The organism is Verrucomicrobiota bacterium, assembly GCA_016200005.1.
Taxonomy (GTDB): domain Bacteria; phylum Verrucomicrobiota; class Verrucomicrobiia; order Limisphaerales; family PALSA-1396; genus PALSA-1396.
Genome location: JACQFP010000034.1, coordinates 30,132 through 43,354, shown reverse-complemented (window position 1 = coordinate 43,354; position 13,223 = coordinate 30,132). Strand labels below are relative to the sequence as shown.

At 57.7% G+C, this 13,223-nt stretch carries 13 protein-coding genes; 8 read left to right on the top strand and 5 right to left on the bottom strand.

The annotated features are described in order from the left end of the window. Positions 1–4: 4 nt before the first annotated feature. The 3 genes from HY298_12890 to HY298_12880 all read left to right on the top strand — a co-directional run bounded on the left by HY298_12890 (position 5) and on the right by HY298_12880 (position 4,845). Positions 5–1,894, top strand: coding sequence for a sulfite reductase subunit alpha (locus HY298_12890; GenBank protein MBI3851152.1), 1,890 nt, complete (start codon positions 5–7; stop codon positions 1,892–1,894). Between the two features lie 225 nt (positions 1,895–2,119). After that, on the top strand, positions 2,120–3,850 hold the full coding sequence (locus tag HY298_12885) for a M3 family oligoendopeptidase (GenBank protein MBI3851151.1): 1,731 nt from the start codon (positions 2,120–2,122) through the stop codon (positions 3,848–3,850). Positions 3,851–3,924: 74 nt separating this feature from the next. Next, on the top strand, positions 3,925–4,845 hold the full coding sequence (locus HY298_12880) for a complex I NDUFA9 subunit family protein (GenBank protein ID MBI3851150.1): 921 nt from the start codon (positions 3,925–3,927) through the stop codon (positions 4,843–4,845). A 185-nt stretch (positions 4,846–5,030) separates the two neighbouring features. Here HY298_12880 and HY298_12875 read toward each other — a convergent pair whose 3' ends face one another. The 5 genes from HY298_12875 to HY298_12855 all read right to left on the bottom strand — a co-directional run bounded on the left by HY298_12875 (position 5,031) and on the right by HY298_12855 (position 8,703). After that, the gene (locus tag HY298_12875; protein MBI3851149.1) at positions 5,031–5,639 is read right to left on the bottom strand and encodes a hypothetical protein; all 609 of its coding nucleotides are present in this window, start codon (positions 5,637–5,639) and stop codon (positions 5,031–5,033) included. A 165-nt stretch (positions 5,640–5,804) separates the two neighbouring features. Beyond that, the gene (locus HY298_12870) at positions 5,805–7,187 is read right to left on the bottom strand and encodes a sigma-54-dependent Fis family transcriptional regulator (GenBank protein MBI3851148.1); all 1,383 of its coding nucleotides are present in this window, start codon (positions 7,185–7,187) and stop codon (positions 5,805–5,807) included. After that, entirely contained in the window at positions 7,184–7,954 is a 771-nt protein-coding gene (locus tag HY298_12865) for a gamma-glutamyl-gamma-aminobutyrate hydrolase family protein (GenBank protein ID MBI3851147.1), read from the bottom strand. The genes HY298_12870 and HY298_12865 overlap by 4 nt, the downstream gene beginning before the upstream one ends. After that, positions 7,951–8,220 (bottom strand): hypothetical protein, encoded by a 270-nt coding sequence (locus tag HY298_12860; protein MBI3851146.1) that lies wholly within the window; start codon positions 8,218–8,220, stop codon positions 7,951–7,953. Before HY298_12860 ends, HY298_12865 begins: the two co-directional genes overlap by 4 nt. A gap of 6 nt (positions 8,221–8,226) precedes the next feature. Next, positions 8,227–8,703 (bottom strand): 2-C-methyl-D-erythritol 2,4-cyclodiphosphate synthase, encoded by a 477-nt coding sequence (locus HY298_12855; protein ID MBI3851145.1) that lies wholly within the window; start codon positions 8,701–8,703, stop codon positions 8,227–8,229. 178 nt (positions 8,704–8,881) lie between these two features. Here HY298_12855 and HY298_12850 point away from each other — a divergent pair, with 178 nt between their 5' ends. The 5 genes from HY298_12850 to HY298_12830 all read left to right on the top strand — a co-directional run bounded on the left by HY298_12850 (position 8,882) and on the right by HY298_12830 (position 13,004). Next, a complete protein-coding gene (locus tag HY298_12850) occupies positions 8,882–9,511 on the top strand; it encodes a DUF47 family protein (GenBank protein MBI3851144.1) in 630 nt (209 codons plus the stop codon). A gap of 6 nt (positions 9,512–9,517) precedes the next feature. Further along, positions 9,518–10,618, top strand: coding sequence for an inorganic phosphate transporter (locus tag HY298_12845; protein MBI3851143.1), 1,101 nt, complete (start codon positions 9,518–9,520; stop codon positions 10,616–10,618). Between the two features lie 75 nt (positions 10,619–10,693). After that, positions 10,694–11,287: an NAD(P)H-dependent oxidoreductase gene (locus HY298_12840; protein ID MBI3851142.1), complete on the top strand. Its 594-nt coding sequence runs from the start codon at positions 10,694–10,696 to the stop codon at positions 11,285–11,287. A gap of 203 nt (positions 11,288–11,490) precedes the next feature. Beyond that, complete coding sequence (gene nadA, locus HY298_12835) at positions 11,491–12,456, top strand: quinolinate synthase NadA (protein MBI3851141.1); 966 nt, start codon at positions 11,491–11,493, stop codon at positions 12,454–12,456. Further along, positions 12,453–13,004: a hypothetical protein gene (locus HY298_12830; GenBank protein MBI3851140.1), complete on the top strand. Its 552-nt coding sequence runs from the start codon at positions 12,453–12,455 to the stop codon at positions 13,002–13,004. The genes nadA and HY298_12830 overlap by 4 nt, the downstream gene beginning before the upstream one ends. Positions 13,005–13,223: the final 219 nt, after the last annotated feature.

Sequence of the window (13,223 nt, the reverse complement as noted above, 5' to 3'; positions counted from 1 at the left end):
CTCCATGATTCCCGTCATCCCGGAGAACGCTCCGTTCACGCAGGAGCAGCGCGCGTGGCTGAACGGTTTTCTGGCGGGCTTGTTCTCGCGCGCATCTGTTGCGTCGCCCGGTGGGGAAAACACCGGGCGAAGCGCGACGCCCCTTCAACCGCTGACCATCCTTTTCGGCTCGCAAACCGGCAATGCCGAAGCCCTTGCCAAGCGCTCGGCAAAAGCCGCCAGCCAACGCGGCTATGCTCCAACTGTGTGTGATCTGGCGCAATTTGATTGTCGCAGTCTGACGCAGGATACGCATCTGCTCATCCTCACCAGCACCTTCGGCGACGGCGACCCGCCGGATAATGCGAAGGCATTCTGGGATTTTCTGGTAAGGGACGCCGCGCCGGCCTTGTCGAACCTGCGCTTTAGCGTCTGTGCGCTCGGGGACTCGAACTATGCGAAGTTCTGCGGGTTCGGCAAAGATGTTGATGCGCGGCTGGAAAAGCTCGGTGCGACGCGTGTCCACTCACGTGTGGATTGTGACGTGGAGTACGAGGAGGCTTTCGCCAAATGGCTGGATGGTGTGTTGGGCGCTTTGACAGACACACAGAAACCCCTCACCCCGGCCCTCTCCCCGTCCGACGGGGAGAGGGAGAATCATTCTCAGGCCAAAGACGAGTGTGAGGTTGAAGACAATTCGACACTCTCTCGAGATAGCGTGAGTCGTGCATTGCTTTCCCCTCTCCCCCATGGAGGGGGAGAGGGCAAGGGTGAGGGGGAAAGCCGCGCACGATCCTCGAAAAACGATCCATTTCCCGCTCGCCTGCTCACGAACCGCAAGCTCAACGCGCCCGGCTCGGCCAAAGACGTTCGGCATTTTGAAATCTCGCTCGATGGCTCTGACCTCAACTACGAGGCCGGCGACGCGCTGGGCGTCGTGCCGCAGAACGATCCCGCTCTCGTCGCGGAACTCCTCGTCGCATTGGGCATGAGCGGTGAGGAATCGGTGCCCGGCAAGACGGGGAGCGACGTGGCGTTAAGCGAGGCGCTCGCGAGCCATTATGAAATCACCCGTATTCCCAAGCCGCTGCTGGAGTTCCTGGCGGCGCGCACCGGGGACGAGTTCCTCAACAAAGTTTCCGCGCCGGACGCCAACGGCGAACTGACCCGGTTTCTTTGGGGACGGGAAATCATTGACCTGTTGCTTGGATTTCCCAGCATGAAGTTTTCACCGAGCGAATTCGTCGGCTTGCTCAAGAAACTTCAGCCGCGGCTTTACTCCATTTCGTCCAGCCTGAAAGCGCACGCCGGACAAGTGCATCTCACGGTGAGTGTGGTTCGTTATGAATCACTGGGCCGTCCGCGCAAAGGCGTTTGCTCCACTTTCCTCGCCGATCGCGCCCAAGGTGACGCGCCTGTTCCCGTCTTCGTCCACACAAACAAAAACTTCCGTCCGCCCACCGACCCCAGCCGCCCCATGATCATGGTCGGACCGGGCACGGGCATCGCACCGTTTCGCGCTTTCCTTGAAGAACGTCGTGCGGTGGCAGCGAAGGGAAGGGGTTGGCTGTTCTTCGGTGATCAACACGACCAGTCTGACTTTCTTTATCGCGACGAGTTGCAATCACTGCTGCGGGAGGAAGCGTTGACCCGACTCGACACTGCTTTCTCCCGCGACCAGGTGGATAAACTTTATGTGCAGCATCGAATGTTGGCGCACGCGCCAGAACTCTTCGCCTGGCTCGAAGACGGCGCGCACTTCTACGTCTGCGGCGATGCCACGCGCATGGCCAAAGATGTTGACAGTGCCCTGCATCAGCTCATCCAAATCGGCGGTGGTCGCACGCTGGAGCAGGCTGCTGAATACGTTTGCCGGTTGAAGACCGAGAAGCGCTACCAGCGAGATGTGTATTGATTGTTCGTTGCAACGTTAAGTCTTGGGCGAAAATCGCCAAAACCCGCGGCGTGGCGACGGAAAGAATCTGCCGGCGATGCCAATCTGCTCAACACTCCTCGCGCGCCGCGTCTTCTCTCAAACTTTGAACCATCGCACCTAGAACCATTCTCGACTGGGAACTTCAGCCTGATGAAAGGATAACAAATCTGGCCTTGTGCCATGATTTCTCAGTATCCTTCGGACATGAGTTTATTACCATTCGGACAGTTGCCCGCCCATTCGCCGCGCCGCTTCGTTCCCGCCAAGGTTGATTTGGGCGAATGGTCTCAACTCGCGCCGTTGTTCGACCGGCTCGAAGCGCTCGCTGCGCAATGCAAATCCGTGACGGAGTTCGAAGGCTGGCTGCTCGATGGGAGCGAGTTGACGGCGGCGCTGGATGAGGAATCGTCGCGCCGCTACATCGCGATGACCTGTCACACGGACCACGCCGAGGCCGAGAAGGCATATTTGCATTTCGTCGAACAGATCGAACCGCAGCTCAAGCCGCGACAGTTCAAGCTCGCGCAGATATTTCTCGCGCATCCATTGCGTCGGCAGTTGCCGAAGCGGCGATATGAAGTTTTCGATCGTAACACCGCTGTCCACGTTGAACTTTACCGGGCGGAAAATGTGCCGTTGGAAACCGAGGAAGCGAAACTTGGCCAGCAGTATCAGAAACTGACCGGCTCGTTGACCGTGCGGTTTCGCGGCGAGGAAAAAACCTTGGTGCAAATGAGCCGTTACCTCGAGGAACCGGACCGCGCGTTGCGAAAGGAGGCCTGGGAACTCGTGGTCAACCGGCGGCTGCGGGAAGCAGAAAAGTTCGAGACCATCTTCGACCAACTTGTCGCGTTGCGCGAACGCATCGCGAAGAACGCCGGCTTCAGGAATTACCGCGATTATGCCTTCCGCCTCAACCGCCGGTTTGATTACACGCCGGACGATTGTTTGAAATTCCACGACGCCATCGAGCACGAGGTGGTGCCCATCGTGCGCGAACTGCAAGCCGAACGTCGAAAGAAATTGAAGCTGGACAAACTGCGCCCGTGGGATCTGGCGGTGGACCCGTTGAACCGTCCGCCGCTGTGCCCATTCGACAAGGTGGGGAAGATGGTCTCCGCGACGCAGAAGATTTTTGATCAAATCGACACGGAACTCGCGTCCGGTTTCAAACAGATGAACGACCTGCGGCTGCTCGACCTTGACAATCGCAAAGGCAAAGCGCCAGGGGGCTATCAATCCACTTTATCGGAAGCGCGGCTGCCGTTCATCTTCATGAACGCCATCGGCGTGCAGCGTGATGTGGAGACGATTTTGCACGAGGCGGGTCATGCGTTTCATGCGCTCGCGACGCGGGACGAGAACTTGCACGCTTATCGCCACGCGCCGATCGAGTTTTGCGAAGTGGCGTCCATGAGCATGGAATTGCTGGGCAACGAATTCATCGAAGAATTTTATTCTCCACCCGACGCGAAACGGGCGCGCCGCGATCATCTGGAAGGGATTGTGGAAATCTTTCCGTGGATCGCCACTGTCGATGCCTTTCAACACTGGATTTATGCGCACCCGCATCATTCTCGGACGGAAAGGCGGAGAGCCTGGCTGGCGTTGATGGATCGCTTCGGCGGAGAGGTGGATTGGACGGGTCACGAAAAGGCGCGGGCGAATCTCTGGCATCGCCAGTTGCACATCTTTCTGCATCCGTTTTACTACGTGGAATACGGCATCGCTCAACTCGGCGCATTGCAGGTCTGGGGAAACTCCCGGCGGGACAGGGCCAAAGCCTTGCAGGAATACAAGCAGGCGCTCGCGTTGGGCGGTTCGCGGCGGTTGCCGGAATTATTTGCCGCGGCGGGTTGCCGGTTTGAATTCAACGGGAAGACCATGAAACCGCTGGTGGCGCTGGTGCGGGAGGAATTGGGAAAGTTGGAGTAATGGAGTAATGGAGTAGTGGAAACCTGGTCGCATCACTCCAATACTCCAACACTTCAACACTTCTTTTGGGTGTTATGAAGGTCTTTGTCACAGGCGCAACGGGCTTTGTAGGACGGGAAATCCTGCGGCAACTGCACGCGGCGGGGTATTCGGTGCGCGTCCTGGCCCGCAACCGTCGGTCGCTGCGCGTGCACGAAGCTGAGGCAGACCAGCTAATTGAAGTTCATCCGGGCGACGTCCTTCATGCGCCGTCAATGGCTGGCGCAATGACCGGTTGCGACGCGGTAATTCATCTTGTCGGCATCATCAGCGAGGTGGGCGAAAACACTTTTGAAAACGTCCACACTTGCGGCACGCAGAACGTTGTGGCCGCGGCCCGACAAGCTGGAGTGAAACGCTTGCTGCACATGAGCGCTCTCGGCACGCGTGCCAATGCCCTATCGCGTTACCACCAATCGAAGTGGTCGGCGGAGGAAATCGTTCGTGGCAGCAGAATCAACTTCACCATCTTCCGACCTTCGATCATTTACGGTCCGGACGACCAATTCGTAAACCTGTTCGCAAGGATGAGCCGATTTTTACCGGTGGTGCCGGTGATGGGCAGCGGACAGAGCAAATTTCGACCGGTTACTGTTGCGGACGTGGCGACTTGCTTTGTCAAGGCGCTCACCGAACCAAAGTCCGATGGCCAGACGTTCGATTTGTGCGGTAGCGAAGTGCTCACGCTCGAAGAAATCCTGGATCAGATTCTTTCGGTGACGGGACGGATGCGTCTGAAATTACACATGCCAATGAAAGTGGCGCGTTATCAGGCGGCGATGCTTGAGTTTATTTTCGCGCGACTGCTGGGGAAACCGCCGCCGTTCAATCGTGATCAGCTTGTCATGTTGCAGGAGGACAACATAGGAAATCCGCAACCGGCGAATGAGTTATTTGGTCTTAAACCGATTCTTTTTCGGGACGGGATTGAGAGATATTTGAAAAACTCCCCGTAGCCGCCGACGTCAGTCGGCGCCGTTCTTCTTTCAGGACATCAGCGCGGACTGACGTCCACGGCTACGACGATTGGGTAGCCGCTCGACGTGAGTCGGCGCAAACTTCCCGATCACGAAAGTTTACCCGATTCGCAAGGTCTGTTCGCGAAGAGATCAGCGCGGACTGACGTCCACGGCTACGGTCGTCATTCCATCTCACGCGGCGGCAGAACGCGCTGCTGGATGCCCGGTTCGCGCACGGCGAAGTGGTGTTTCCAAAACCATGTCCAATACCCGGCATCGAACGGGTTCAGTCGCGGATAGCCCGGAATCAGCGCGCCGAGATACGGCCAGTCCGTTGACGATTTCACCAGCCCGGCTTTCAGTGGATTGAGCAAGACGTAATCCGCGCAGGCGACTCCAAAGGCGTGACGTTGCCGCTCCTCCGGGGTGAGCACATGGTCGTGCGGCTGATGCTGGAACTTCGCCGGTTTGAGGAACGGACCGAGTTGCGCGCGGAGAGATTTCATCCCATTGCGCTGGTCGGTCCCACGACGCAGGCCCATCCAGACAAGATGGACGTGGTCGGGCATGAGGCAGTAGGCCGGGCAAAGCAGACCTTCGCGTGCCGCCGCGTGCAGCAGCATCTCGCGGAAAATGTCATGAAAACGGTCGGTCAGCCAGCCCTGCGCACGCTGGGAAACAGGCATGGTCCAGAACACAACGGCATCGGCTTGATAGAACTCGCGTTTCAAGCGCGGCAGATAATGCGAGAACGAGGAACGAGGTTTGGGGGCGTGGGAATTCGGTGGCAACGGACTGGCGTGCGTGGGACGAGATTAGCGCGAACTGACGTTCGCGGCTACGCCGAAGTAGCCGCTGACGTGAGTCGGCGCAAATTGTCGCGAGGAATGGACGGGCTAACTTCGGGTGAACCGTTCGCGGAGAGATTGGCGCGGACGGACGTCCACGGCTACCTGCTACACGTCGATCCCGTAGGCCTTGATCTTGTTGTAGAGGGTCTGGCGGCCGATGCCGAGGCGTTTGGCGGTTTCGAGTTTGTTGCCGCCGGTCTCCTTGAGCATCTGGACGATGGCGTTGCGCTCGACACCTTCCAGCAACGTGAAGCTCGTGTCGCTGATTGCAGCGGTATCGGTCGCGCCCACCATCCCGGCGGTCACGCCCGCGCCGCTCTTTGCCGTGGTGATGGACAAATCGGGCGCATCGACGGTGTTGCCCTCGCACAGCAACACGGCGCGCTGCACTTCATTCTGTAACTGGCGCACGTTGCCCGGCCAGTCGAAGGCGCGCAACCGGTCCACCGCCGCCGGGGTAAACCCGCTGAGGTTCCGATTGGCTTGCGCGGCGAAGCGTTTCAAAAATGAATTGGCCAGGGGCATGATGTCTTCGACCCGCTCGCGCAGGGGCGGCAGATGCACGGAGATGGCGCTGATGCGGTAATACAAATCCTCGCGCAACTTGCCCTCCTTGATGGCGTCTTCCACCTTGCGGTTCGTGGCTGCGATGATGCGGCAGTTGGTTTTGTAACTGGTTTTACCGCCGACCGGCCGGACCTCCTGGTCCTGCAAGACACGCAACAATTTGCTTTGGGTGTCCACCGGCATTTCCGAGAGTTCATCCAGCAGCAAGGTGCCGTTTTCCGCCAGCCGGAACAATCCGTCGCGGTCCGTGTGAGCGCCGGTGAATGCGCCTTTGACCGAACCGAATAATTCGCTTTCGATGAGTTCCCGGGGCAGCGCCGCGCAGTTTATTTTGATCAATGGCCCCTTGGAGCGCGAACTCATGTAATGAATCAGGTCGGAAATGATTTCCTTGCCGGTGCCGCTTTCGCCGGTGATCAAAACAGAAACGTCCGCCGTGGCCACTCGTTCCACCGTGCGCACCACCGTCTTCATGGCCGGACTCTGGAAAATGGGCGCCCCGCCGCCGCTCATGGCGGAAAGCGCTTTGCGCAAAGCGCCGGCTTCTTCGTTCAGTTGTTTATGCTCGAGGGCGCGCTGGGCAGTGACCAACAACGTCTCCCGGTCGAACGGTTTGTTCAGAAAATGAAACGCGCCGCGTTTGGTTGCCTCGACCGCCGCATCATAAGTCGCATTGCCCGTCAAAACGATGACCTGCGTCTCCGGCCATTCCTTTTTGATTTGCGGAAGCAAATCCAATCCATTGGCATCCGGCAGATTCAGGTCCAGGATGACAATGTCCGGTTGGGGCTGCGTGAACGCCTTCATCACGGCGGCGCCGTCTTCGGCCAGGGAGACCTGGTAGTTGGCGCCTTCCAGGATGAAAACCAGGAGTTCGCGGATTTCCGCCGCGTCATCCACCACGAGTATTTTCGCCTTCATAAGCTTTTTTTCCGATTCAAATCACAGGCCAGGGTGAAACTGGAAAATATGGTCTGATGTTCCGGATGGCGCGTCACCAGGCGTTCCGGATGAAATTGCACGGCCATCAGGAACGGCAACAAGCCCGCCGCTTCCGGCTTCAGTTCCATTCCCTCGACCACACCATCGGCACTGCTGGCCGTCACTCGCAGCGGTCTGGCCACCCGCGCAACCGCCTGATGATGCGTGCTATTGACGCCCAACGTCCGTCTGCCGGTTATCTTGGCCAGCAACGAATCATCTGTCAATCGCGCTTCGTGCACTACTTCATTTCGTTTGTCCATGCGGCGATGATTGATGGCGTCGGGCAGTTGCCGCCGGATGTCCACCACGAGTGTCCCCCCCAGCGCCACGTTCAACATCTGGTGGCCCCGGCAAATCGCCAGCAGCGGTTTGCGCTGGCGAAACACTTCGTCAATCAACAACAACTCCCGCAAGTCGCGCTCCGGATCGTTTGGCAACGTGGTCTTGCGCAACGCCGGGGTCAAACGGCTCGTGTAAAGTTGCGGGCTGAGGTCATCGCCGCCCGTGAGCATGACGCCGTCGCAACGCCTCACACATTCAGCGATGACGGTGCGCGAGGTCGTGCAAGGCAGCACCACCGGAACGGCATCCGCCGCCATGATGGCGTGCAAATATGTTTCGGACAGGCTGATCGAGGTGTCTCCGAATTCCGCGCCCTTGGATTCCGTGCTGGGTGAAATCAGAATCAGCGGAGAGGATTTCATACTTTTGCTTCGGGAAAGCGTTCTATGATGGTTTTCTTTACGCGCGCTTCTTCTTCCGGTCGCAACAACCGGCGATTGATGCGACGCCGGATGGCATCCAGCAATTCCAGCCAGTCCTCCAGCGGCGGGTTGGCCACAATCTGCCATTGGCCCAAACGTCGCTCACGCGCGTAAAAAATCCAACGATTTCCCACATGGTGCGCATAAACCTCCAACCGCTCGCCCGTTTCGGCCCGCCGCTTCCAACTGATTTCCGCCTTTGCCATCTTGGTTTACGGTAAATCCACGCTGGCCACGGCCATCGCGGCGATTCCTTCCTCGCGACCGATGAAACCCAGGTGCTCGTTGGTGGTGGCTTTGATGCCCACTGCGCTGGCGTCGATCCCCAGTGCGGCGGAGATGTTCACCTTCATTTCCTGGATGTGATGATACACCTTGGGCTGTTGAGCAATAATCGTGGCGTCAACATTGACGATCTTCCCCTTGCGCAACGTCACTTGTCGCGCGGCCTCCTGCAAAAAGACTTTGCTTGATGCGCCCCGCCAGCGCGGGTCGGTGTTGGGGAAGAAGTGCCCGATGTCCAGTTCGCCCAGCGCGCCGAGGATCGCATCGCACACCGCGTGCATCAACACATCGGCGTCCGAATGCCCCTCCAGACCTTTGGGGTGAGGGATCTCGACGCCGCCCAAAATCAATTTGCGTCCGGCAACCAGCGGATGAACGTCGTACCCTATGCCCACATGATTCATGGGCGAAAATATATCGGCGGTGAGTTGGCCGACCAAGCAATTTATTCTGGCGCATGCCGGGTTGAGGGGTTGACGAAATTCCGGAAGGAGTGGGCGGTTAATCAGCACATCGCTCCCGGAAACCCGTCAGAAATTTTTCGTGCGCTTTTTTTCGGGTTGTGTGACAACTGGCGACATTATGTTCTCATTGCAAAGACTTCTTGGAAAGGAAGACAAGTTTTTCAACCTTTTGGAGGCCAGCGCCCAGGAAGCGCAAAACGCTGTCCAGGCGTTGATCAAGTTATGCAAAAGCCCCGAACACACCGCCTCGCTGGATGAATTCGTGCAGTCGCGGCGCAAGGACAAACAGATCACCGGGCAGATCAGCGAGGCTGTGTACACGACCTTCGTCACCGCCCTGGAACGCGAAGACATCGAGGCGCTTTCCAACGCGCTCTATAAAATTCCAAAGACGGTGGAAAAGTTTGGGGAACGAATGCTGCTCTCGCCGCAACTGGTGCGCGGCGTGGATTTTTCCAAGCAGATCAACCTGCTTGAAGAAGCAACCGTCACGGTGCTCGCGATGGTGAAAGACCTGCGCAAGGGCGCCAATCTCGAAAAAATAAAATCGCTCAATGACAAGCTGCAACATCTGGAAGGCGAAGCGGACAAGGCCATCATGGAGTTGTTGCGTGCCCTCTTCAACGGCCAGCATGATCCGGTGAAGGTCATCGTGCTCAAAGACCTCTACGAACTGCTGGAAAAAGTCATCGACCGTTGCCGTGACGCGGGCAATGTCATTTCCCACATCGTGTTGAAGAATTCGTAACGCGCCATGACGCTCATCGTGACCGTGATCCTGGTGGCCTTGGTCTTCGAATACATCAATGGCTTTCACGACACCGCCAATTCCATCGCCACCGTCGTTTCCACCAAGGTGTTGACCCCGCGCCAGGCCGTCGTGTTGGCCGCGGTCACCAATCTGGTCGGCGCGATGTGGGGCACCGCCGTCGCCAAAACAATATCCTCCGGCTTGGTGGACTCCAAAATGGTGACGATCACTTCCGGCATCATCATTTGCGCGCTGCTTGGAGCGATTGTCTGGAATCTGCTGACCTGGTGGTTTGGGTTGCCTTCGAGTTCGAGCCATGCGCTGATCGGCGGTTTGTGCGGCGCGGCGCTGGCGGCATCTCACAATAATTGGAGTGTGATCATCTGGTCACAGCCAAACAGTGAACACTGGTATCTGGGCAAGGGACTCTTGTGGAAAGTAATCGCGCCGATGGTCACCTCGCCGATGGCCGGGCTGATCCTGGGCTTCAGCATCATGGCGCTCCTCTATCTGGCCTTGCACAAAATGCGGCCGCTCTCGGTCAATCGGTTTTTTGGCAAGGCCCAAATCTTCAGCGCCGGCGCCATGGGCTTCATGCACGGCACCAACGACGCCCAAAAAACGATGGGCATCATCGCGCTGGTGTTGCTCGCCGGCACCAAGGCTGGACACCTCGAAAACCTGCCGGGATGGTTGTCATTTCTGCACACCCCCGAACCGCCTCCGGGCAAAGACATGGATATCGCGCTCTGGATCAAAGTCACCTGTGCGCTCGTGATGGCGGCGGGAACCGCGGTCGGCGGCTGGCGCATCATTCGGACGCTCGGCCACAAGATGGTGAAACTGCAACCGATCAATGGCTTTGCCGCCGAAGCCAGTTCTGCCACTGTCATTTTCCTCGCGACGCACCTCGGCATCCCGGTATCCACCACACATAATATTTCCGCCGCCATCATGGGCGTTGGCGCCGCCAAGCGTTTCAATGCCATCAAGTGGACGGTCGTCGAACGCATGGTCTGGGCGTGGGTCTGGACGATTCCCGTCAGCGGCGCCATCGCGTATGGACTGGTGCGCGTGCTTCAAGCCAGCGGCCTCGCGGAATGATCTTTTGGCTCAGCAGCTCTTGACGCTCTGATTCGACATTCGACATTCGTCATTGGCGATTGTTACACTCCTTCCATGGCCAATGCCGCTCTGAAAATTCTTGCCGTCATCGGCAGTCTGCATCGCGACTCGGTGACACGAACAGTCATCCTTCATGTCGCCAAACAACTTCAGGAGGACGGTTGTTCGGTGGACGTGCTCGATCTGGAAAAAGAACCGCTCGCTCTTTACAATCCTGACACGGCTCATGACACGCCGCACTACGCAGCGTTGCAGGCGCGCGTGGAACGTGCGGATGTCATTCTGCTGGGGACGCCCGATTACCACGGGAGCATCAGCAGCGCGATGAAGAATTTCCTCGACCATTTCTGGCATGAATTCGCCGGCAAACTCTTCGCCACCATTGTCGCTTCGCACGAAAAAGGTCTCACTGTCACCGATCAACTTCGCACCGTGGCGCGGCAGTGTTATGCCTGGTCATTGCCCTACGGTGTTTCCTTCGTGGAAGGCGAGGATGTCAAAGGTGGCAAACCAGTCAGCACCGCATTGAAAAAGCGTCTGGCCATGCTTGTCAGAGATGTGCGGGTGTACGGCGCGCTGCTGGCCAAACAACGCCGCGCCGATCTGGCCGGTAAAGAACCGGGCTTTCTGGCGCGGCATCGCGAGTGAGGTAGAGGCAGGTGCGCGCTGAGTTGGTGTTCAAGATTTAGCTTGTTCTGAGCTTCAATCCAACGCGTGCCAAGGAAACATGCTCAAGCTTGAACTCCAACGCGCACGTTGACGGTCTGAATTCACGGCTGTAACTTCTCCTTGTGATTGACGCAACTGACATTCAACCGCGTGGTTTAAGCGGACTCGAAGTGCGCAAGCCGATGCCGAAGGGGCAATTCGATCCGCTGGCGCGCGAGATCTTCACGCTCAAGAAGCAGCTCAATGCAGTCATCCTCGCGCATAATTACCAGGTGCCGGAGATTCAAGAAGTGGCGGATTACGTGGGCGATTCGCTCGGTCTCTCCCAACAGGCAGCCAAGACCAGCGCCGATGTCATCGTGTTCTGCGGCGTGCATTTCATGGCCGAGACGGCGAAGATTTTGAACCCCAACAAAATCGTCGTGCTGCCGGACAAGGACGCCGGATGCTCGCTGGAAGAAAGCTGCCCCGCCGACAAGCTGCGCGAATTTCAAAAGACCAATCCAAACTTCTACACCATCGCCTACATCAATTGCAGCGCGGACGTGAAGGCGCTCAGCGACGTGATCTGCACCAGCGGCAACGCCGTCAAAATCGTCGAGGCGTCGCCCAAGGACAAAGACCTGCTCTTTGTGCCCGACGAAAACCTGGGCGCATGGGTGATGGAACAGACCGGTCGCCCCATGACGCTGTGGCGCGGCAATTGTTACGCGCACGTCGAGTTTCGTCGCGATGCTGTCCTGCGAATGCGCGAGAAGTATCCGGACGCAAAGATTGTGGTTCATCCGGAAAGTCTTCGCGAAGTGCGCGATCTGGCAGACGCGATTTGCTCAACGGAAAAGATGGTGAACTACGTCAAGACCAATCCGGCGAAACGGTTCGTGGTGGTGACTGAATCCGGCATCATCCACCGGATGAAGAAGGAAGCGCCGGACAAGGAATTGTTCTGCGCGCCCGTGTTCGACGTGATGAAGATGCCGACGGACAACTGTCGTTGCAGCGAGTGCAAATACATGAAGATGAATACGCTTCAGAAAGTGCGCGACTGCATGGCCAGACTGCAACCGCGCATCGAATTGCCAGAAGAAGTTTTGAAGCGCGCGCGGTTGCCGATTGAGCGGATGCTGGATATTTCGGCGAAACCATGAGAGCCTTCGCGTCATTAGCGTTGACGGTTCTTCTGATGGGGTGTGCATCACCGCGCAAGGAGTCTTCAGCAAAAGATGAATCTCCGCTTCCATTTTTGGCAGATAGACAGCGGCAATTACACGAAGCTGCTAAACGTGCCGAAGCAGCAGGCGATTTCCGACCTTATCCGGATGGCTGGCCAGAAGGCACGCTACCGCTTCGCCGCGACCCAAACATTGCTAAGTCTATTCAGCTCGGGCAGACGTTGTCTGAAGTGACTGCGATCATGGGCAGGGAGGGATGGTCACATACCGAAACTCGGCGACAGTTCCTCAAACGTATCCGAGATATGTACAAAGGCGTTTCTTCGTCTCGCAAGCTGCCGCAGGAGTTCCACGAAATAGAGGAGCAATTACCTCGAAAGGGTAAGTTCGTGTATTGGCAGTATCAGGGGTATTCATCCACAGCCGATTGGATTGTGGTGTTCTTCGCGACATCCCCGAACGCACCCGAATCTGAGCCCCGGGTAATTGCACGTGGAGTATTTCGATTGGGGTGTTTGTTTTGAAATAGTGGTTGAAACCGCCAATGAACTTGCCTGTCCCGGTCTTCCGGCGCACAGTCCAGTCAAGCTTGCGGATGAACAGCCCAGAACAGATCGCCATTTAGCGGCGGATGACGCCGGAGCGTCGCCTTGCACGGGCGGAAGGGCTTTACTGGACCGCGCGGCGAATGAAATCGGCGTGGCTCAAGTCGCAGCATCCCGACTGGACGGAGGCACGAGCGG